Origin of the sequence: Edaphobacter sp., assembly GCF_028283685.1 — a bacterium.
Taxonomy (GTDB): Bacteria; Acidobacteriota; Terriglobia; order Terriglobales; family Acidobacteriaceae; genus Edaphobacter.
In genome coordinates this window covers 178,846-197,806 of record NZ_JAPWKF010000004.1, presented here as the reverse complement: position 1 = coordinate 197,806, position 18,961 = coordinate 178,846, and the positions used below count along the sequence as shown (strand labels likewise).

The window sequence follows — 18,961 nt, the reverse complement described above, 5'->3', positions numbered from 1 at the left end:
TTGGTGACTGCAGCCCGGAGCCATCGGCTTAATATCCGACGGCGAGAGGGGCGTTTTTTTCCTTCAAGAACGATGACTGGTCATGCCTGGCAACGGAGGAGTCAGCCAGGAAGTCGGACGATTGAAGGACTTCTGAATACCGGGTTTTCGTAGGGGGAGTGAGTCGTGCTGGGATCTCACAAAGTCCCTTGCAGAGGTGAAAGTACCGCCCCCTATGGGGTGTGTCAAGTATAAAGCACTACATATTGTGTTGCCATGGGGAATACCCCGTTAATCCAACATTAATCTACCGGCACACGTGGAAATTGGTGATTTTGCTGTGGAAGACGCGGATTCGCCGCTCGAAGCGCGGACTTTGCCGAGACAAATTCCGGCCGTTTTCTTCCCTCGCGTTCTGCAACTTTCGTTGCACCTCTGCGAGCCTACGCGCCGGGTCCCTTCGAGGCAAGGAGCAGGAGTTGTGCAACGGCTGTGGATGGCGGTGGAAGAGGTGGAAAACCGGTCAGGAACTCTGTCCCGGCGAGGATGGGGCAGGCACTCCTCCGGGAAGCGGCGCTCCCGGCACGGACGGTTCGGGGGCACCACTCGTAGCGGTTGGCGGCGCAGGCGGAGGAGAGCTGGGGCGGATGGGCAGGTGCTGGGCCATCCAGGCCAGAACCTCGCCGGATCGGGCATGCTCCTGCCCGAGTCGGCGATAGCTTTCAAACTGCGACTCCGAGAACCACTGGTCGAGCGTCGAGGTGTTCGGAAAGGTGGGATTTTCCTTGCGATAGTTGACGAGGTCGCCGGGCAGGCCTGCCGTGTAGACGCTTTTGATATACAGCACCTCTCCGGTGGCGCCATTAGCGTAATGAATCTTGCCGGGGACGGCGCAGCAGGGGCTGACGGCAGGGTCACCGGCCGGCTCGAGCTTGCTGAGGTCGAGGTCGATCTCGGCGCCGTGGTCGATGCGGCACTTGCGGATGGCCATGCCGATGCCCTGGTAGATGAGGTTGCCGTCCTGCTCGCTGTCGCAGATGACGATCGTGGAGCAGTGGCGGCGGACCAGCTCGTAGAGGCCCATGTTTTCGAAGTGGCCGCCGTCGGTCAGGTAGACGAAGGCGGCGCTGTCGTTAACCATGCCGAAGAGCTCGGCCAGCAGGTAGAAGAGACCAAACCAGGGCGATGGCGGATTGCTGTTGCTGCGCAGACCAGTGAGCCGAAACTGCTTGTGGCGCGGATTGCGAATCCAGAGGCCGAGCCGGACGTTGAAGATGGTGAGCAGGAAGGCCATGGGAGGACTGGAGTGAAAACCCCAGTTCGGGCTCATGGCGGCGCCGGAGGTGGCGACGGCCGTGGACATCCGCGGGCCACCGTCGTTGTAGGCGAAGCTTCGGGTCGGGGTGAAGCCGTTGAACTGGATGCGCGGCGTGTCGGTCTCGGTCCAGCCGACATCATAGCCGCAGTAAAGCGGCGTGAAGACGAAGGATGCCCCTTTGCGCTCCTGGTAGGCGAGATCCTGGCCGAACGAAAGATTGAGCGTGGTGTTGAAGATAGGGAACGGCCCTTCGTACATTGGCCGCTGCGGCTCGGTGCTGCAGAAGGTTGGGCCGCAGGTATTGGCCCATAGATGCTTGAGCTCGGGGTTGTCGAAGCTGCGCGGCAATAGATCGATGAGACGCAGATGCTTATCGCTGGGGGCGAAGCCGGTGAAGCGGTTGGCGCGGCGGTCGGGGTTGGAGGCTCCGGCGTAGCAGCGAGCGATACGGTCGCGATAGAAGGAGTGCAGCGAAAATTCGTTGACGTCGATTCGCCAGCCGAAGAGAAGCATGGTCGCAGCGAGCAGCAGAAGAAGCACCAGGAAGGCCGTATGCGGAATGATGGACTGTCCCAGCTGCGACTCGATGCTGAGCAGGGCCTTTTCAACGACCCAGGAGAGCGAAAGCAACAGGCCTGCGATGAAGACCGGCGGTCCGACGAGTGAGAACGCATTCAGGATCAGGGCGGTCTTCGAGCCCTGATCCTTCGCGGTTCCGCTGATGACCGAACTCTTGCCGATAAGAACGCTACCCAGCGTGGTGAGAATCCATCCGCCCCAGACGGATGCGCCGAAGCGCGCATGGATGAGCCAGCGCACGATGCCTGGCCCGAGCAGCGAGCAGCCGGTAAGCGCGAGCCAGCTGATGCCGAACAGGAAGCTCCAGGCGCGGAGACGGGCGAACCACTCGCGTACCGACTCGTCGACGAGGTTGCCGACAACCCCGCCTCCGATTTCCACCGAAACGAAGACGACGGTGAGACCGAGCCATGGAAGCAGCGGAATGGCCGTGCGGGTTACATGTTCGAGCGGCAACAGAAAAGACGCCATGAAGATAACCAGCCGCGAGAGATTGATCAGCACGTAGCCGGCGCCAACGACACCGAAGACAGCGAGAAGCGTGATCAGGCGCCCGATGCCGGGCGTGATGGCGCGCCAGGTAAAACCGGCCAACAGAGCGATTCCGAGCAGCATGGAGGTAAAGACCAGCGAGGTCGACCAGTCGGCAGAGAACTCCGAAAGAGGCTTCCACCAGCGGAAGGAATATGTGGTCTGCCAGGCGCGGATGTTATCGAGTGCGGCGGGCTCGCCGATGGGAGGCAGCCTCCTTTTGCCGGAGTCGAGGACCTGTTGCGCAGAGGAGACGATCGCCGCAGCTTCTCTCCTGCCTGCCGTGCCGTTACTGGAGTTGGTGCCGTTGGTGACGAGCGCCGTGCACGCCAGGGCGCTGGTGCCTCCGTTATCGACGCAGGAGGCGGTGATCTGCGGGGCGGGAACGGGAGTGGGAGCAAGGCGGTGCAGGTGGCTGATGTGGACGCGGGTGCTTGGAGCGACGATACTGCCGTCACTGGGCCAGGCCACGGTGTTTACAACGCGCTGGATCTTTTCCTCAAAGGGATTGCGCGGGCCTCTTTGCATCACGCGACCGGCGTGAGGAAGCAGGTTTCCGGCCCAGAAGGACGATCGATACAGATAAGGACAGAACGCCAGCACGGCAATGAGAATCGGCAGAAAGACGGAGAGGAGGATTCCCTTCTGTCCCCATCCGGTCTCCTCAAAGGGATGGCAGTGATCTGTAGGCGGACGTCTGATCTGGCGTCCCCAGATGACGTAGGTTGCCCAGGCAAAGCAGGCAACGATGATGATTGCCGTGATCAGGCCGTTGCGAAGCAGATAAGGCGCGATTCCCTCTTGTGGCGTGAGATGAAAGTTCGGCAGCAGAAGGATGATCAGCAACGCCGCGGTCAGCACAATCTGGTTGAGAAAGGTGTTGCGCGCCCAGATGGCAAAGGCGACCCAGGTGTCGGCGGTGAAGAGACCGACCTGCGGCGTGAGGTAGTTGGAGTAGCGGCGCAGCCAGCGCAGAGGCTCTGGCCAGAAGTTTCGTTTGGAGGGAGGGCCGGGGAGAGGCTGCAGCTGCTGCTTCACCTTCTCGATGTTTTCGCAGGAGATCCACGAGGCCAGAAATTGGTGAATGTAGCCGCCACCCGAGACCGAGGAGAGATAGTCGAATGAGTTGAGACGGTCGGAGGCGGCTAGTCCCTGCAGCACGCCGAGGTTGAAGGTTGCGCTGCGGATGCCGCCGCCGGAGAAGCAGATGCCGGAGAGCCTGAGGCTGGCTGCATGGTCGTAGACGTCGACGCTGTTGATGTCGACGCCGACGGGGGGCCACTGATTGCGGGCGGTCAGCTCCTGCTCGAGGAGCCATTTGGCGGGCGGGTAATCACAGATGGTGGCCAGACGGGCCTGTGCCCGGGGCTGCTCATAGAGCAGTTGCGCAATATTCGCGATGTTCTTGGCTTCAATGCCGTCGAGCTGGTCGAACTGGAAGGCGTGCTTCCAGCTCTCGTCGAAGGCAGCCTTCTCCGCGCCCTCCAAAGAGTTGAAGCGATACTTGATCTTCTGCGCCAGACGCACGCAGTAATCAATCGCGGCTGCGTCACGCAGCTTCTGTTCTTGGTCCGTGGGCTTTGTCATTGCGGCTCCTTACGGAAAAACGACCGCCGCGAGCCGCCCCGAAACAGGGCGCGCGCGGATATAGCCGGGGCCCTTTGGGGAACACACGAAACAATAGCAGAGAATAGCCGCGTTGCTGCTGTTTATCTTGACGCAGGTGCAGTTGCGGCCACTAGCCTGCGCGGATCGTTGACGGAGACACGTGCCCCGAGAGCGTGGACAAGGTCGGGGATGTCGTAACGACGCACTACTCCCGGAAGAATGTCTTCGGCGGCATCGTCGGGGATGGGAGCCTCCATGAGGCTGCGGTAGCTGGCGAGGACGTGATCGACCGTGATGTGCGTAAGGCGTGGATCGAGTACGGCAGCGTGCAGCAGAACCAGGCCAAGATGGCCGCTGGCGCGAGCGGTGATCTGCGCAGGATCGATGGTGGTGCCATGCGTAAGAAAGTTGACCGAAGAGATGACGTCGTCGATGCGTAGACCGAGAAGAGTTCTGTCGACCAGCTGGGCGCGCAGCGTCGTGAGATAAAACGGCCCCAGAAGCGGCGACTTGATCTCTTCGGTGCCGGGAGGCGAGGGCCGCGGCGCAATGACGAGGACAGCAGTGCCAGCATCGGCCATGGCACGATAGGACCGGATCTCCTCGGAGCGAGAAGCTTCTAGCGAAGGATCGAGACTATCGCGCAGGACGAGAAGCGCAGGATGCCTGCCATTGGCGGGGCGATAGAACTCAGCATCGATCGTGATGCCCGGAGCCGTCGCGAGAGTGAAGCGATGACGCACATGCGCCTTGCCTTCGGGTGGCGATGCCAGCTCAGGAGAAGGCTTGTTCACGGGATCCGGATCGCCGGGCTTCACGACGGCATGGGTGACCTGCCGCACGGCCAGTTGCAGCGCGTCCGTTGAGGGGAGTCTGGGCTTTGCCATCAGCACGTAACGCTTGAGGCTAATGGTGTGGATGGTCTCGGAGTTGGGGTAGGAGGACAGCACCTGTCCGGTGGGCGTTACCTGCATGGCATCAGCCGCTGGAGCAACGCTTCCGGCAGGAGCAGCGAGAAACGCTGCATGGCTGTGCGCGAGGTGAGTGAGGAAGAACTCGACGATCGGACGCTCCAGCGGACGCAGATTGCCGTGACCTCCAATGCCGGTGATCCACTGCAGGGGCGCGGATGCCGGAATGGAGTTTGCGGTATCGGGGTTGAGCGTGGGGCCGGTCGGAATGCCTGGGGCAGCCTGCCCGGTGGGAGTCCCTGCGGCGACAGGATCGAAGAGGGAGTAGAAACGGCGCGCCTCCGTTACCGATGTCCTGGCTCCGTCATAAGGAAACATGTCGGAGGCCGTGGAGATGATGGCATACGGTCGCGGCGCGGCGAGCTCAACCCAGTCGGCGAGATCGAAGCCTGAGGCGATGAAGCCAGGGATGGATTGCTCGGCCTCCTGCGGTCCCGCCGATGGCAAAAGGGTGTCGAAGCTGGTGATGTAGCAGGCCGGAGCGACAGCCTTGACGCGAGGTTCGAGCGCACCGAGCGCAGCGGTGACCATGCCGCCGCCGGAGCATCCGAAGGCACCGATGCGATCGGAATCGACCTCGGGCCGCGAGGCGAGGTAATCGACGGCGCGGATGGCGTCCCAGACAAAGTAGCGCGCCACAGCGTCACCGAGCAGGGTCGGCTGCAGACCAGCCAGCCCGTGTTCGCCGGTGGGGCGGCTGGCCAGTGATTTACCGGGGTGCGCAGGATCGGGGTACTGGAGACGCTCCCCTTCACCGACGATGTCGTAAGAGAGCACGACAAAGCCGTTGCGCGCGAAGGCGGAGGCGAAGGGATAGTCGCTCGCTTTGCCTGCCGCAGCATGTCCGGGCGAGACGACGATGGCAGGCAGCTTCTTCCCTGCCGCCGCGCTCGCGGGCAGATAGAGAAGCGCGGTGACGCGGTAGTTAGGTTGCGACTCGAAGATCACCTTCTCGATGCGAAATCCATCGGCCTGCGTCGTGCCGAGGACGTGCGCGTTGAGCGGCGTCTTGCCGGGGAGACCACCAAGGAGAGCGGTGATCTTTTCGCGGACTTCACGCTGACGGGCCTCCGCCTGAGAGCGAGTGGTGATGGCTGCAATCGTCTCTCTGCGGGCCGCGAGATGCTGCGCCGCGATTGCATCGAGAGACTGACTAAGCTGCAGGCGGCCATGATTGGCGACGGAGGCTGCATCCGCCTGCGCGAGAGCCGTCTGATTCAGTGCAGACGACGCAAGGCAGGCGAGCAGAATAGATGTGGCACAGCGAGACGCAGAAGTCGGCATGCCCAGCCTTGATATACCGCGCATCCCCGGCACGTCAATAGAAGGTCGGACCAATCACCTGCGTGGCCACTGCTGGCTTACCGACGAGTCGTCTTCTTCACTTGATGATAGGCAGCAGCGACGCAAGCTGCACATTGGTCAGCAGCGTGAGCCGGCTGTCGACCTGCATGAACTTGGCGGTCTGCTTGGCGCCGATCGCTTTCTTGAACTTCGAGACGTATTTCTTGCGCAGCGACATCATGGCATCCTCATACTTCAATTCGCGCTGGATGTAGGTGTCGGCCTGGGTATCGTCGATCTTGTCGTAGTTGGCGGCGTAGTCCTTGATGAGAGCGACGCGCTGATCACCGACCTTCTGCTGCTCATGGGCGTAGTCGCGGTAGACAGGCCAGAAGGCCTTGGACTGATCCTCGGTAAAGTCCATGCTGCGGGTGATGATGTCGGTCTTGTCGGCCTGGATGTCCTGGCGGAGAACTGCGATGTCGTCATCGGTGATGGGCCGGCCAGTGTTGGCGTCCGCAGGAGCCTGGGCGTAAAGGCAGGATGCCGCTCCTAGAACCAAAGACAAAGAGATTACGCGTACACGATTCATCGATTTCTCTCCCATATGATTGTTTGAGGGGCCTTTAGTAACGGAGCCTACCGATGCAGCGCTCTGACGATCCACGCTGCACTCTCGAACGACACCACATCCCAGACCGGGAAAGAAGCATCTTATATAGCCTGCGCGTCAAAGCATAGCACCGAAATCCGGATGGCATTGCTCGACTTGCACGAACTCAGGCCAGTTTGGCCACTCCGGGAGACCGATCTTTATGACGACACGCCGTTCCTCGCTCCGCAATCATCTGACAGCCGCTTCAGCGGTCGCTTTTGCCCTGGTTCTCGCTGGCTGCAACACGAAGGCCAAGCCCACGGAAGCCAATTTCTCGCAGACCATCAACACCTATTACACGAGCCATCCCGAGTGCCTCTTCACCGGTGTGCGGTTTCCATATGCCACGTCTGATCCGACCGAAACCAAGCAGATGAACACCCTCGTCAAATCACAGCTGCTTGAGGCCACCTACGAGACGGCGATCAAGACGACCCGGTTCACCATTGGACGGGCTGGCCAGCGTTACGCACCGCGTTTCTGCTATGGCCATCGCACCGTCACCGCCATCACCAGCTCCACGGCACCGGCAAAGGGGGCGACCGGCTTCCCTGAGAGCCACATCGTCTACAGCTACAAGCTTGAGGACGTTCCGATCTGGGCGCAGACGGCTGAGGTGCAGGCAGCGTATCCAAAGATGGCTACGGCCATTACCAGCGGAGGAACCGGAGAGATGAACCTGGCGCAGACGCTGGCCGGCTGGCAGGTCCCGGAGTAGTGCGTGGCCTTGCGTGCGGTCTGTACACTAAAGGCATGGAGCTGACCGTTTACACCGCAGCCTGGTGCCGTGACTGCCGTGAGGCCAAGCGTTTCCTCGCCACCCATAACATTCCCTACACCGAGGTCGATATCGAGCAGACTCCCGGTGCGGCGGATACCGTGCTTGCCAACGTCGGCAAGCGCGCTATTCCGCAGTTTGTCATCGATGGGCGCTGGGTACAGCCCTACCGCCCCGGCATCGGCTTCCTGCACGACGAGATGGCCGAACTGTTCGGCGTCTCTGATTCCTAGCATTTGAGAATTCGTAGAGTATGAGCAAGGTGAGGCTCCGGCAGACTAATCGCTGCCGGAGCGGACACCCTCGATCTGCTCTTCTCTCTTCTCTCCGTCTGCTTCGACCGTCGTTCCGCTGAATCCGTCTCTGAGCGCTGCCTTCTCGAAGGCGCTATCGACAAGATCGCCGACGGAACTGGTCTCCGAGCTTTCCGAGTCGCGCCCAAAGGGCCAGCGCAGCCGCAAGACGCGGTTTCTCTCGCTATCGCGAAGGCTTTGCTTGCCGCGAGCCTCCAGCAGATCTTCGATGTTGAGGATGCCGAGGAGGATACCGTCATCATCAAGCACGGGGAACGAGCGGAGCTTCAGATTGGCCATCATCTCGGCTGCGGTGCGCAGCGTCTCCCACGGCCCCACCGATGTCGGGTCGATGATGCCGTCCCCGATCAGCGGCCGGGTGGGATCGTTGGACTGAGCCGAGGAGATCATCTGGCTACGCGTCAGAATGGTCTTGAGATGGTTTTCTTCATCGACCAGCGGGAAGATGTGCTGCCAGTGCGACCATGCCTCGGCTCCGCGGTGGTTCATGCGTTCGAGCCAGTCGACTGCATCCTTTCGCGTTGCATTTTCGGGCATGGCGAAGACGCTGGTATGCATCACCTCGCGCACCATGACCGTCTCCAGCGGATCGACACCGTATTCGCGGCTGAGGTGCAGACCCTTATTGCTGAGTCCCTCCGTCAGCATCGACCGCGGCTGTATCAGCACACTGATGGCATACGCGGTGACACAAGCGAGCAGCACCGGCAGCATGAGACCGCCATTGTGCGTCAGCTCAACGGCAAGCATGGATGCCGTCAATGGCGCTCCAAGGGCAGAGGCGAGGATGGCGGTCATCCCAACGACCGCCCATGCTCCAGGCGAGATCGGGGTAAGCAGGTGTCCAAGCGCCAGGCCCATCGCTCCGCCGATCATCAGCAGCGGCGCAAGAATACCGCCAGCTGTCTCCGAGCCGAGAGCCACCACCCAGATGGCGGATTTGACGATGAGCACGCCCGCAAGCAACTTCCATCCGACGTTGCCGGTCAGGATCTCACGGATGACGTCATATCCGACGCCAAGCGACTGCGGGAATACAAGGCCGCCGAGACCAACGACGATGCCACCCAGGGCCGGCCACCACATCCAATGGATGGGCAGATCTGCGAACCAGTGTTCCGCATAGTGAATGGCCTTGCTGAGGGCGGTGCAGACAAGCGCGGCCACAAGTCCTACAACCAGCGCGCCCAGCATCGCCGCATGATGCATGGGCACGGTGGTGGGCTGCATCAGGAAGATGGGATTGGCTCCCAGCAGCAGGCGTCGGACCGCTCCGGCAGTTACGCAGGCGATGGCAACCGGTACAAGACTGCGCGGTCTCCACTCAAAGAGAAAGAGCTCGACCGCAAGCAGGGTCGCCGACATGGGACAGCTGAACGCGGCGGCCATGCCAGCAGCTGCTCCTGAGACCATCAATACCGTGCGTTCAGCGTCGGTGACGGGCAGCAGCTGGCCGAGGACGGAGCCCACGGCACCACCCGTGATGATGACCGGACCTTCCGCGCCGAACGGTCCACCAGAACCGATCGAGATTGCCGTGGCGATTGGCTTGAGGATGGCGACACGCGGTTGGACACGGCCACCGTTGAAGACGATCACCTCGACAGCCTCCGGCATACCGTGACCGCGGACCCTCGGTGTACCGTATCGCGCGATCAAACCGACGATCAGGCCACCGAGGATGGGCATAAACACCACCCACCAGCCCATATGATGGTGCGACGGCTCTACCTCAGAGAAGGCAAAACGTTGATAGTAGAAGAGATTGGTCGCCAGACCAATCATCTCGATCAGCGCCCAGGCCAGAAGGCTGCTGACAGCACCCAACACCGCAGCCAGAAGGCTGACCATGATGACGCGGGAGTCGATGGAATAGTCGCGAAGCCGATCCGCAGCAGAACCAGCCTTCATCCTGCCACCCTCCTCGCCATCGGCTTGCTGGCCATCACGGCATCGAGAGTCTCGACCAACTCCGGCCCATCGGTTTCGAGGGCTTCCAGATGCTGCTTCACCAGGCGAGCCAGCAGGACGCTGCCGCGTTCGGTGATCTCCACCAGCGAGCGACGCAGATCGCGCTCGTCGGCGAGGCGCCGCACCAGCTCCGCGCGCTCGGCGCGATCCACCAGCTCTACGGCACTGTTGTGGCGCAGCAGCATGCGGCCTGCAATGTAAGAGATCGTACTGGCTTCGCCTTCGGGAACAGCGGCGATGACCTGCAGCAGCTGGTAGTGCTGGGCGGAGATTCCGGCAGCATCCGCAGTGGTTTCGCTGAACTGAAGAAAGCGCCGCAATCGGTAGCGGAACTCAGCGAGCTCCGTAATTCGTTCAGGCTGCGAGCGGGGCAGCCTGCTCTTTTTATGTGTTGTCATAACTCAATGAAGACAATTATATCGTATTACGATATTTATCCGCCATCCTCCCCAACCCCCTCATTTCACGCAACATTGAAGCAGAGAAGTAGAATAGGAGCAGACCTATCCCTGGAGAGAATTCACCTTGATCGCCCGCTACACACGTCCTGCCATGGGCCGCATCTGGTCCGATGAGAACAAGTACCGCTGCTGGCTCACCGTCGAAGCCGCCGCCTCGCAGGCACTGGCCCGCTTCGGCCTCGTTCCACAGAAGGCCGCCGACGCCATCCGCGATAAGGGCAACTTCACGGTCGAGCGCATCAACGCGATCGAGGCTGAGGTCAAGCACGACGTCATCGCTTTCACGACTACGGTTGCCGAGCACATTGACAATCCGGAGCACTCGCGCTGGCTGCACTACGGCCTGACTTCTACCGATGTTGTCGACACGGCTCAGGCGCTGCAGATTCGCGAGGCATCGGGCATCATCCGCGCCGGAATCGTGGAGTTGGCCGAGGTGCTGAAGCGCCGCGCCATCGAGTTCAAGAAGACCCCGATCATCGGACGCACGCACGGCATCCACGCCGAACCGTCGACCTTCGGGCTGAAGCTGCTGCTGTGGTACTCGGAGGTGCAGCGCAACCTCAAGCGCTTCGACGATGCTGCGGAGGAGATGCGCGTGGGCAAGCTCTCCGGCGCCGTGGGCACCTTCGGCCACCTGAAGCCGGAGCACGAAGAGGCCATCTGCACCGCGCTCGATCTGAAGCCCGTCGATATCGCCACCCAGGTAGTGCAGCGCGATATCCACGCGGCCTACATCTCCACGCTCGCCGTGCTGGGCTCCACGCTGGATAAGATCGCCACAGAGGTTCGTCATCTGCAGCGCACCGAGGTCCGCGAGGCCGAGGAGTTCTTCTCCGAGAAGCAGAAGGGTTCGAGCGCGATGCCGCACAAGCGCAACCCCATTACGAGCGAACAGATCTCCGGTCTTGCCCGCGTCATGCGCTCCAACGCACAGACCGCGCTTGAGAACATTGCTCTGTGGCACGAGCGCGACATCTCACACTCCTCTGCTGAGCGGGTCATCTTCCCGGACTCGACGATTCTTGCCGACTACCTGCTGGCGAAGACAACGAACCTGATCGATAAGCTGATGGTCTATCCGGCGCGGATGCTGAAGAACCTCGAGTCCACCGGCGGACTGATCTTCTCCGGCCAGCTGCTGCTCGATCTCGCCGAGTCGGGCATGAGCCGCGAGGATGCCTATCGCCTGGTGCAGGGTCATGCGATGAACTCGTGGAAGAACGAGCTTGTCTTTCGCGACGAGATCGCAAAAGTCCCCGAGATCACGGCGCGCCTGTCTCCTGAGAAGCTGGCCCATGCCTTCGACTACAACCGCCAGCTGGCGAACGTGGATGCCATCTTCGAACGGGTGCTGGGAAAGTAAGTCCGAGAAAGGCTCGCCACTAAGGCGAGCCTTCTCACATGAGTGAGACCTTCCGAATCGGCGATGACAGACATTCTCAAAATCGTCGACACTGCAACTGCTTCCGCCTATGCCCGCGGCGGAAGCCACCTTGCATGCCGCCCCGGCTGTACACAGTGCTGCCATGGCGTCTTCCCGATCTCACCGCAGGATGCCTCTCGTCTTCGCGAAGCACTTGCTGAGCTGGATCACTCTGACCATGCCAGGGCGCAGCGCATCCTTGGCCGTGTTGCAGACTCACTGACACGCATCGCTCCACTCTTCCCTGGCGATCTTGACACTGGCGTCCTGGCCCCCGATTACGAAGACGCTCCGCTCTTCGCCGATGAAGATTCCATCGGCGACAGCGAACCCTGTCCTGTACTCGATCCAACCACCGGCACCTGCGATCTCTACGAGTCGCGGCCGATCGTCTGCCGGACCTTTGGCCCGCCCATGCGCACGGCGGATGGAGATCTTGCCACCTGCGAGCTCTGCTTCATCACGGCAACGACGGAGGAGATCGCCGCCGCCGCATTAGATCCGGATATCCCCGCGCTGGACGCGGCGAGCAACGACGCCTTTAACGCCGCACATCACCTGCACGGAGAGACAATTGTGGCGCTGGCTCTGGCGCGTGGCTCAGGGCTTCGCTAACGGCTTACGCCCAAGCGGCTGCTGTTGTTCCAGCGGGACATCCTGCACCTCGGCATCATCGATCTGAAAGATCTTCGCGCCTTTGGGCGGGCTGTGACGCCCATCCGAGAGATAGGCGACCACGATGGCTCCTGAGACCTCTGGACTGAGCACAACAAGCGGAATGATGTACTTCTTGCTCTTCACCAGCGACTCGGTGACGCCGTCGATGGAGTGACTGCGCGGCATGGTGCCGGAGGCCTGGGGAATCTCAAAGGCGGTCAGGTTCAGCTCAGGATTTTTCTTGCCATACTTCACCAGTGCACGAGCCACCTGCTTGGGGGTGGTTATGCCGACGTCCGCGATGTAGTTGCGATGAACAGCGTGAGGAAAGTAGATATCGAGCGCCACCCGCGAGAAGTCGGCGCAGTTATGGAAGAAGAGATTGAAGTGGCCGACGTTCTTCTCATCGTTGACGTAGGCGATAAAACGCTCGTCCTGCTCACGCGTGGTCTTCACCTGAAAGCCATGGATGGTGCGGTCATAGGAGGAGCCGACGAGCTGCGTCCACTCCCCTGCTGGCGTCTTTCCACCGGGTGCGTCCGGGGCGACCTCTTCGAGCCTGGCGCGGCGATAGGCATCGCGCAGGCGCACTACGTCGGCAGGGCTAACGGCCTGCGGGACCTCCGCGAGGCTATCCACCGCATACAGATAAGGGATCAGGGGGATGGCCACCCAATCGTAGCCGTGCACCTTGTGATAGCGGCTGATCACCGAGCCATACTCGCCGTCATGGCAGAGGCGCAGGCGCGTCGGCGTCTCCGGGCAGATGTTGCTCATATACATGGCCGCGTGGCCCGTGGGATTGAAGGCTCCGAACTCGCCGTAGGGATCTTCCATCAGCAAAGCGACGGAGGCCCGCATACAGTGTGTGGCAAAGAGCAGAAGCGCAAGGGTCCAGATCGTCTGGCGGTGCAAGATTCGTTTGATGGTGCCGTTCGTTTTCATGCAGGAAAGGGACTTCGATAGTTATCGCACGATCTGCTTCCTGTACCAACCCGAAAATGCGCCCCTGGTTGTGGCGTGGGCGATAATGAAGAGCATGAACGACGTGGGGAATCTTACGCTTGCCGTAACCGGGGCCAGCGGCAGTATCTACGCCGTGGCGATGCTGCGCGCCCTGGTCGGCGACAAGCGGGTCCGGCGCATTCATTTTGTCGCATCAGAGAACGCCCTGCGAGTCTTTGCCGAAGAGCTGGGCCTCAGCGGGCGAAATGACCTGCCGACCAAGCTGCTTGGCAGCCCCAGCGACAAGATCTGCCTGCATCCGGAGTCCGATATTGGTGCCGGCATTGCCAGCGGAAGCTATCCTTCACGCGGCATGATTGTGCTTCCCTGCTCCATGGGAACGCTTGGAGCAATCGCCAACGGACTCGCGGCCAATCTCATTCAGAGAGCGGCCGACGTCTGCCTGAAAGAGCAGCGCCCACTCATTCTGTGTGTCCGCGAGACGCCGTTCAACCGCATCCACCTGCGCAATATGCAGCTTGCCGCTGAGGCGGGAGCAACCATCTTCCCTGTGATTCCCACGCTCTACAACCGTCCGCAAACCACGACGGAGATGGCAAAGCAGTTTGTCGATCGCGTCCTGGCGCACCTCGGGCTGGAGCAGCCTGGCGCGTACCAGTGGAAGGCCGAGGAAGACTAGCGGAAGCTAGTAGGGAGCGGGATAAGACTTTTCTCCGCCCTGCATCGGTGGCTGCGCCTTCAAGAAGACTTCTGTCGCCTCGATGACAGGCCTGGAGCATTCGGAGGGCGCGAGGTGACCGCAGCCATCGACGATATTCAGGACGGAGTTCGGAATGCCGTTGTGAATCTTGCGGCCGACATCGAGCGGAATCAGCCGGTCGGCGGCGCCCCAGACCACCAGCGTCGGCTGATGAATATCGTGCAGCCGAAAATCAAGAAGATCCCGGCCATTGGCCATGGATGCCATGCTGCGGGAGATGACCCAGCCGCCGCGGGAGATCTTGCGCAGGACATCGCGCATGACGAAGCCAGGCATAGGACGGGGCATCGGCGTCAGCGCGTGAAGGAGGCTTTCAACGCCCGCGGCATCGGTCGGCACAAAGAGATCGGAGCCGAAGGTGGCGGGAAAGTAGATTCCCGCGCTGTCGTAGATCACGAGGCGGTCGACCCGTTCCGGGTGGTCGAGCGCGAGCTTCATCGCAACCCAGCCGCCCATCGACCATCCACCGACATCGGCACGAGACAGATGGACGGCCTGCATGAACGCGTCCACCGCGCCCTCCTCCATCGCAATGGAGTAATCCGCATTCTGCGGCCGGGAGGATCGGCCATATCCGGGAAGATCGGGAGCATAGACGTGGAAGCCGCTCGCTGCGAGCGCGGGTATCATGCGGCCCCAATCCTCGCTGCGGGCGCCAAGGCCGTGGATCAGCAGAAGCGGAGTTCCTGCTCCCTGCTTTGGCTTCGCCTCGAAGTAATGCAAGCGAAATCCGCCAGCGTCGATCTCCTCGCTCTGTATGCCCTGCCGCCACAGGCTGAATCGCAGAAGCTGGTCAGAGACCCAAAGGGGCTGGGCGTAGAAGATCGCTCCTCCCACAATCCCCAGAAGCAGCAAAGCACCAAGACCCCTCAGAACCAGCTTCATCGTTCGATCGTCTCCGCCATGATTAACGCCTTTTGGATGACGCTCAGTGTAGCGGTCCCGAGATCGTATGCGGCAGAAAAAACATCCTGCCGGGACACCCATGCCGCCTCGGCGGCATCATCGCCGCAGATCGGTGTGGTGTGTTCTCCGGCGATACAGAGCCACTCCACCAGCACATAGTGGAACTGGACGCGGCCCGTCGCGTCGCGATGGATACGGTCGATGGAGGTGATGACGTCGATGGGACGCACGCGGATTCCTGTCTCTTCGAGAACCTCGCGCACAGCTCCCTCGGCGCTGGTCTCTCCCAGTTCAAGAGCACCACCCGGCAGCGACCAGGCGCCCAGCATGGGGGCGCGTCCCCGGCGAATGAGGAGAATGTCGCCTTCGCAGAGCACAACAGCCGCAACCCCGGCGATGGGGGTGCGAGGATATTCCCGTCCGGTACGCACCTCGTCGGAGGGTGCGGTCATTTCAGGGGCTTGCCGAACTCTTCGCCAAAGACGGTATTGGTCAGGTCGAAGCGACCGCCGAAGTACTTGTCCGGGCCGTTCACATGTCCAATGGCGAGCAGAGCCACCACCCAGTAGCTCATGGGCAGGCGCAGGACCTCGTGCACCTTGTCCTGCTCGAAGCCCTCCATGGGGGCGGTATCGTAGTTCAGAACCTCGGCCATCAGCATCATGTGGGTAAATGCGAGCATGACGTGCTTGTTGAGCCAGCCGTGCATCTGCTCGGTGTTCATGCTGCTCATAAAGTTGGTGACGCTGGCGCGGGCCTGCGCCGCATAGCTCTCCGGCATGCCGCCCTCGCGTCCCTGCTGCAGCATGGTGTCCATATCTTTACGCCAGCCGTCCGCATCGCCACAGGCGACGATAACCGCCGATGCCTCTTCGACCTTGGCCTGGTTGTAGCTGGCTGCACGCAGCTTGCGCTTCTGCTCCGGCGACTGCACCACGACAAACCGCCACGGCTGCAGGTTATAGCCACTGGGAGCGTTGAGTCCGGCCTCAAGAATCTGCTCGAGATCCTCTGCGGGGATTGGCGTCCCATCGAAGCTGGGGGTCGCGCGCCGCTCGTGAATTGCCTGCTTGAGTGTCTTTGCGAGCTTAGCCATGGTTTCCTGTCTTCCAGTCAGAGTGATTGATGCAATGTCACAAGTGATTCCGGTACAGCTGCCAGGGAGAATTTCGTCTCTCAAGATAGCATTGTGCTCTTTCCGCCATGTTTCATCGGCGAAATCAGCGGATCTCGCTCATCGCCAGCTCCGTTGCGTACGGGCTCTGTCCCGGCACCTCGGAGAAGATCCACACTCCGTGAAAATTCTTGCGCAGGTCGGGGTAAGCCGCCACCAAAGCCGTCATGGCATCGACGTTCCGCTTGCGAGCTGCCACGGGATCGCCAAGCTGATCGACCTTGAGATGAGCTGTCACGTCCACCTTTTCCTTTGCAAGCGAATCATCCACGCCCAGGCTGGTGAAGTGATACTCCGCGCCATCGGTCCCTTTGACGACCAGCGGTGTGCCGGAGCTGATGCCGGACGACAGGGCCGGAGGCGCCGCCGTCGACTGCTCGTTGCGCAGCTTCTCAAGATGGGTGCTCTGAATCATGTTGGCGGGGTTCAGAAGGGATTCGGCCTGCTGATAGTAGAGCCAGGCACTCCAGGGCTGGCGGTTCTTCACCAGCGTGCGGGCCTCGGTCCAGTACCACAGGCCATCGTGACCGGCTGCGGTCAAGGGCCGAGGATAGAAGCCTGCCATCTGCCACTTTCCGTTCACCTCTTCCATCAGAAAGGCCAGCCGCCAGGGAGTCGGTACGCCCTGCGCCTCGACGATGGCAAAGCCATACTTCGCCGGCGGCAGTCCGGGAATGGAGAAGTCCACCTCTGCCGGGGATTTGTTCAGCGAACAGAAGAACTGCGCGTTGCCGTTGCTTCCGTCCGGATTCTTCTTCAGGTCGCTGGCATCCAGGACGTAAATCTGTTCGACCACCGGAGCCGCACCCTTCAGCTTGCCTGACGTTGCCGCGACCAGGTTCTGGATGCCGCCGAAGTCACGGGAGAACTCGGCGATGGTCATCGCACGCAGACCGTCGGCGTCGTTGGCGATCACCTTTTGCGCCAGCCCCTGTGCCGCTGCCGCCATGGCATCGCGATCCGCGGCTGCCATCGCTGACTGCGTCGTGCAGGTCTCCGCCGTCATCGGCGCCACCAGCGCCAACCCCAGTGAGGCGACAGCTATCGGCTGTCCGATCCATCCGAAATACCGCGAGGCTCTCTGCATTCTGGCCGTACTCCCTGTTGGGTGAAGTTCAACCGCCTGGCTGAACGTTGCTTCTTTCGGGATGCCGACTTCGCCGCGGCCCCTATCGAATCAGTCTAGTACAGCTGCGTGGGCCGGTCCGGCCTCCTTGCGCGATACACTACCCGTGCAAGGAATGGATCACCTCTGCGCCGCGATGACGTCGTATAAGGAAGTCACCATCGCACCCCCTATGTGGACTAAGACGCAAAATCGGCTTCTGGTGCTCGCCCTGTTTGCTTCAGGCGCGACCCTATATAGCTATGGCCAATCCCCGGAGGAGAGACCAAAGGGGCTGGCGGACTTCAACAATATCCAGAACCAGAGGACGAATCGCCGCCCGTCCGAGCCGCCAAAGCCTGCTGCCCTCATTCCACCCACAGGCCCCACGCAGGTCCCCGCAACTCCTGATCCAACACCGGTAGCAGCCGTCCCGGCCACATCGCCAATGCCAATGAACCAGGCACAATCACCCGCCCAGCCTGCAACCGTCTCCTATAGCGGTACCCAGCTTGCGATCGTCGCGTCCAACTCAAGCCTTAACCAGATCCTCAGGGATATCTCCAAGCAGGCCGGGGTCAAGATCACAGGCGGCGTTGCGGACGAGCGCGTTTATGGCAAATATGGCCCGGGGGCACTTACCGAGATCCTCGGCGAACTCCTCGACGGGACTGGCAGCAATATGCTGTTCGTCGCGGGGGATCATACCGGGGGAGAGCTGGTGCTGACACCGCGCAATGGCGGCCCAACTCCTCCAAATCCTAATGCCGCCCGTTTTGATCGGGCGGAAGAAGAGCGTCCGGCGCCTCCTGCGGATCTGCCTGCGCAACAGGCTTCTCCTGAGCCTCCTCCGCCTGAAAATCAGCCGAACAGCAACTCTGCCCCCTCGTCCGCGGGCTCCGACAGCTCCCAGGGAAGCAGCGACTCGACGAACGGTGGGGCCAAGACCCCCAGCAGATCTTCGATCAGCTGATGAAGCTGCGCCAGCAACAGAGCCAGCAGCAGCCTCAGTAGGCTAATCCGGCGAAATAATTAGAAAATTGTTAGAGGAAGAATGGCGACATCACCGCCAGAGGCAGATCCATTCGGCGGTGTGCGCCGACTTTCGGAATCTACTTGACCGTTGCCGTCGTCGTCAGCATCGCCGCGCGCGCGTTGCGCTCAGCGGCTACCTGCGTGGCATGGATACGGAAGATGCGGAACATCGTGGCGCAAAGTGCATAAGCACTTAGAACGCCTGCAGCCAGAGATGCCAGGACCGCGGAGACCAGAACGATTGACGAATTCACTGCAAACTCCTGAATGCCTTTGAATCACGGGCTCTCGCTGAACCCTATCGGCAGATCGTAAACAATTCTTACAGACCTGCAGTGAATTACAATGCCCATTACCTATCTACTATTGCACCTTCAGATACTTGGGGCGGCCCATTGGTTGTATCAGGCGACTCGCCGCCTGCCGACCCACTACTGCCTCAAATGCGCCGATGCCGTATCCTAGTAGCTTGGGCTTATAGCC

General features: G+C 61.2%; 17 protein-coding genes. 6 read left to right on the top strand and 11 right to left on the bottom strand.

Annotated features, from left to right (window positions below; translation table 11 throughout):
* Nucleotides 1-502: 502 nt before the first annotated feature.
* The 3 genes from PW789_RS05770 to PW789_RS05760 all read right to left on the bottom strand — a co-directional run bounded on the left by PW789_RS05770 (nucleotide 503) and on the right by PW789_RS05760 (nucleotide 6,862).
* Entirely contained in the window at nucleotides 503-3,994 is a 3,492-nt protein-coding gene (locus PW789_RS05770) for a hypothetical protein (protein ID WP_299372788.1), read from the bottom strand.
* Between the two features lie 122 nt (nucleotides 3,995-4,116).
* Nucleotides 4,117-6,270: a S9 family peptidase gene (locus tag PW789_RS05765; protein ID WP_299372785.1), complete on the bottom strand. Its 2,154-nt coding sequence runs from the start codon at nucleotides 6,268-6,270 to the stop codon at nucleotides 4,117-4,119.
* A gap of 97 nt (nucleotides 6,271-6,367) precedes the next feature.
* Nucleotides 6,368-6,862, bottom strand: a complete 495-nt coding sequence (locus PW789_RS05760) for a hypothetical protein (RefSeq protein WP_299372782.1) — start codon at nucleotides 6,860-6,862, stop codon at nucleotides 6,368-6,370.
* A 223-nt stretch (nucleotides 6,863-7,085) separates the two neighbouring features.
* On the opposite strand from PW789_RS05760, the gene PW789_RS05755 reads away from it, so the two are divergent.
* Complete coding sequence (locus tag PW789_RS05755) at nucleotides 7,086-7,643, top strand: hypothetical protein (protein ID WP_299372779.1); 558 nt, start codon at nucleotides 7,086-7,088, stop codon at nucleotides 7,641-7,643.
* Nucleotides 7,644-7,678: 35 nt separating this feature from the next.
* Nucleotides 7,679-7,936, top strand: coding sequence for a glutaredoxin family protein (locus PW789_RS05750; protein ID WP_299372776.1), 258 nt, complete (start codon nucleotides 7,679-7,681; stop codon nucleotides 7,934-7,936).
* A gap of 45 nt (nucleotides 7,937-7,981) precedes the next feature.
* On the opposite strand, the gene PW789_RS05745 is transcribed toward PW789_RS05750, so the two are convergent.
* Entirely contained in the window at nucleotides 7,982-9,928 is a 1,947-nt protein-coding gene (locus tag PW789_RS05745; RefSeq protein WP_299372773.1) for a chloride channel protein, read from the bottom strand.
* The gene (locus PW789_RS05740; protein ID WP_299372770.1) at nucleotides 9,925-10,386 is read right to left on the bottom strand and encodes a MarR family transcriptional regulator; all 462 of its coding nucleotides are present in this window, start codon (nucleotides 10,384-10,386) and stop codon (nucleotides 9,925-9,927) included. Before PW789_RS05740 ends, PW789_RS05745 begins: the two co-directional genes overlap by 4 nt.
* 127 nt (nucleotides 10,387-10,513) lie before the next feature.
* Between PW789_RS05740 and purB the strand changes: the two genes are divergently transcribed.
* Entirely contained in the window at nucleotides 10,514-11,815 is a 1,302-nt protein-coding gene (gene purB / locus PW789_RS05735; protein WP_299372767.1) for an adenylosuccinate lyase, read from the top strand.
* Nucleotides 11,816-11,878: 63 nt separating this feature from the next.
* On the top strand, nucleotides 11,879-12,490 hold the full coding sequence (locus tag PW789_RS05730; protein ID WP_299372764.1) for a YkgJ family cysteine cluster protein: 612 nt from the start codon (nucleotides 11,879-11,881) through the stop codon (nucleotides 12,488-12,490).
* On the opposite strand, the gene PW789_RS05725 is transcribed toward PW789_RS05730, so the two are convergent.
* On the bottom strand, nucleotides 12,476-13,477 hold the full coding sequence (locus PW789_RS05725) for a hypothetical protein (RefSeq protein WP_299372761.1): 1,002 nt from the start codon (nucleotides 13,475-13,477) through the stop codon (nucleotides 12,476-12,478). The genes PW789_RS05730 and PW789_RS05725 overlap by 15 nt on opposite strands.
* 94 nt (nucleotides 13,478-13,571) lie before the next feature.
* On the opposite strand from PW789_RS05725, the gene PW789_RS05720 reads away from it, so the two are divergent.
* Nucleotides 13,572-14,177, top strand: coding sequence for a UbiX family flavin prenyltransferase (locus tag PW789_RS05720; RefSeq protein WP_299372758.1), 606 nt, complete (start codon nucleotides 13,572-13,574; stop codon nucleotides 14,175-14,177).
* A gap of 6 nt (nucleotides 14,178-14,183) precedes the next feature.
* Here the strand turns inward: PW789_RS05720 and PW789_RS05715 are convergent, their stop codons facing one another.
* From PW789_RS05715 to PW789_RS05700, 4 genes are all read right to left on the bottom strand, one after another.
* Nucleotides 14,184-15,143: an alpha/beta hydrolase gene (locus tag PW789_RS05715; RefSeq protein ID WP_299372755.1), complete on the bottom strand. Its 960-nt coding sequence runs from the start codon at nucleotides 15,141-15,143 to the stop codon at nucleotides 14,184-14,186.
* Complete coding sequence (locus PW789_RS05710) at nucleotides 15,140-15,616, bottom strand: NUDIX hydrolase (protein WP_299372751.1); 477 nt, start codon at nucleotides 15,614-15,616, stop codon at nucleotides 15,140-15,142. Before PW789_RS05710 ends, PW789_RS05715 begins: the two co-directional genes overlap by 4 nt.
* Entirely contained in the window at nucleotides 15,613-16,260 is a 648-nt protein-coding gene (locus PW789_RS05705; protein WP_299372748.1) for a nitroreductase family protein, read from the bottom strand. Before PW789_RS05705 ends, PW789_RS05710 begins: the two co-directional genes overlap by 4 nt.
* Before the next feature lie 124 nt (nucleotides 16,261-16,384).
* The gene (locus PW789_RS05700) at nucleotides 16,385-17,425 is read right to left on the bottom strand and encodes a hypothetical protein (RefSeq protein ID WP_299372745.1); all 1,041 of its coding nucleotides are present in this window, start codon (nucleotides 17,423-17,425) and stop codon (nucleotides 16,385-16,387) included.
* Nucleotides 17,426-17,600: 175 nt separating this feature from the next.
* On the opposite strand from PW789_RS05700, the gene PW789_RS05695 reads away from it, so the two are divergent.
* Entirely contained in the window at nucleotides 17,601-18,416 is an 816-nt protein-coding gene (locus tag PW789_RS05695) for a hypothetical protein (RefSeq protein WP_299372742.1), read from the top strand.
* A 139-nt stretch (nucleotides 18,417-18,555) separates the two neighbouring features.
* On the opposite strand, the gene PW789_RS05690 is transcribed toward PW789_RS05695, so the two are convergent.
* Nucleotides 18,556-18,732 (bottom strand): hypothetical protein, encoded by a 177-nt coding sequence (locus tag PW789_RS05690; RefSeq protein WP_299372739.1) that lies wholly within the window; start codon nucleotides 18,730-18,732, stop codon nucleotides 18,556-18,558.
* Nucleotides 18,733-18,961 lie beyond the last annotated feature (229 nt).

Excerpts from the sequence above, each read along its gene's own strand:
- PW789_RS05715 (WP_299372755.1), bottom strand. The coding sequence starts at position 15,143 with ATGAAGCTGGTTCTGAGGGGTCTTGGTGCTTTGCTGCTTCTGGGGATT.
- PW789_RS05725 (WP_299372761.1), bottom strand. The coding sequence starts at position 13,477 with ATGAAAACGAACGGCACCATCAAACGAATCTTGCACCGCCAGACGATC.
- PW789_RS05770 (WP_299372788.1), bottom strand. The coding sequence starts at position 3,994 with ATGACAAAGCCCACGGACCAAGAACAGAAGCTGCGTGACGCAGCCGCG.
- PW789_RS05710 (WP_299372751.1), bottom strand. The coding sequence starts at position 15,616 with ATGACCGCACCCTCCGACGAGGTGCGTACCGGACGGGAATATCCTCGC.
- PW789_RS05730 (WP_299372764.1), top strand. The coding sequence starts at position 11,879 with ATGACAGACATTCTCAAAATCGTCGACACTGCAACTGCTTCCGCCTAT.
- PW789_RS05740 (WP_299372770.1), bottom strand. The coding sequence starts at position 10,386 with ATGACAACACATAAAAAGAGCAGGCTGCCCCGCTCGCAGCCTGAACGA.
- PW789_RS05720 (WP_299372758.1), top strand. The coding sequence starts at position 13,572 with ATGAACGACGTGGGGAATCTTACGCTTGCCGTAACCGGGGCCAGCGGC.
- PW789_RS05750 (WP_299372776.1), top strand. The coding sequence starts at position 7,679 with ATGGAGCTGACCGTTTACACCGCAGCCTGGTGCCGTGACTGCCGTGAG.
- PW789_RS05755 (WP_299372779.1), top strand. The coding sequence starts at position 7,086 with ATGACGACACGCCGTTCCTCGCTCCGCAATCATCTGACAGCCGCTTCA.
- PW789_RS05765 (WP_299372785.1), bottom strand. The coding sequence starts at position 6,270 with ATGCCGACTTCTGCGTCTCGCTGTGCCACATCTATTCTGCTCGCCTGC.
- PW789_RS05695 (WP_299372742.1), top strand. The coding sequence starts at position 17,601 with ATGACGTCGTATAAGGAAGTCACCATCGCACCCCCTATGTGGACTAAG.
- PW789_RS05745 (WP_299372773.1), bottom strand. The coding sequence starts at position 9,928 with ATGAAGGCTGGTTCTGCTGCGGATCGGCTTCGCGACTATTCCATCGAC.
- PW789_RS05760 (WP_299372782.1), bottom strand. The coding sequence starts at position 6,862 with ATGAATCGTGTACGCGTAATCTCTTTGTCTTTGGTTCTAGGAGCGGCA.
- PW789_RS05705 (WP_299372748.1), bottom strand. The coding sequence starts at position 16,260 with ATGGCTAAGCTCGCAAAGACACTCAAGCAGGCAATTCACGAGCGGCGC.
- PW789_RS05700 (WP_299372745.1), bottom strand. The coding sequence starts at position 17,425 with ATGCAGAGAGCCTCGCGGTATTTCGGATGGATCGGACAGCCGATAGCT.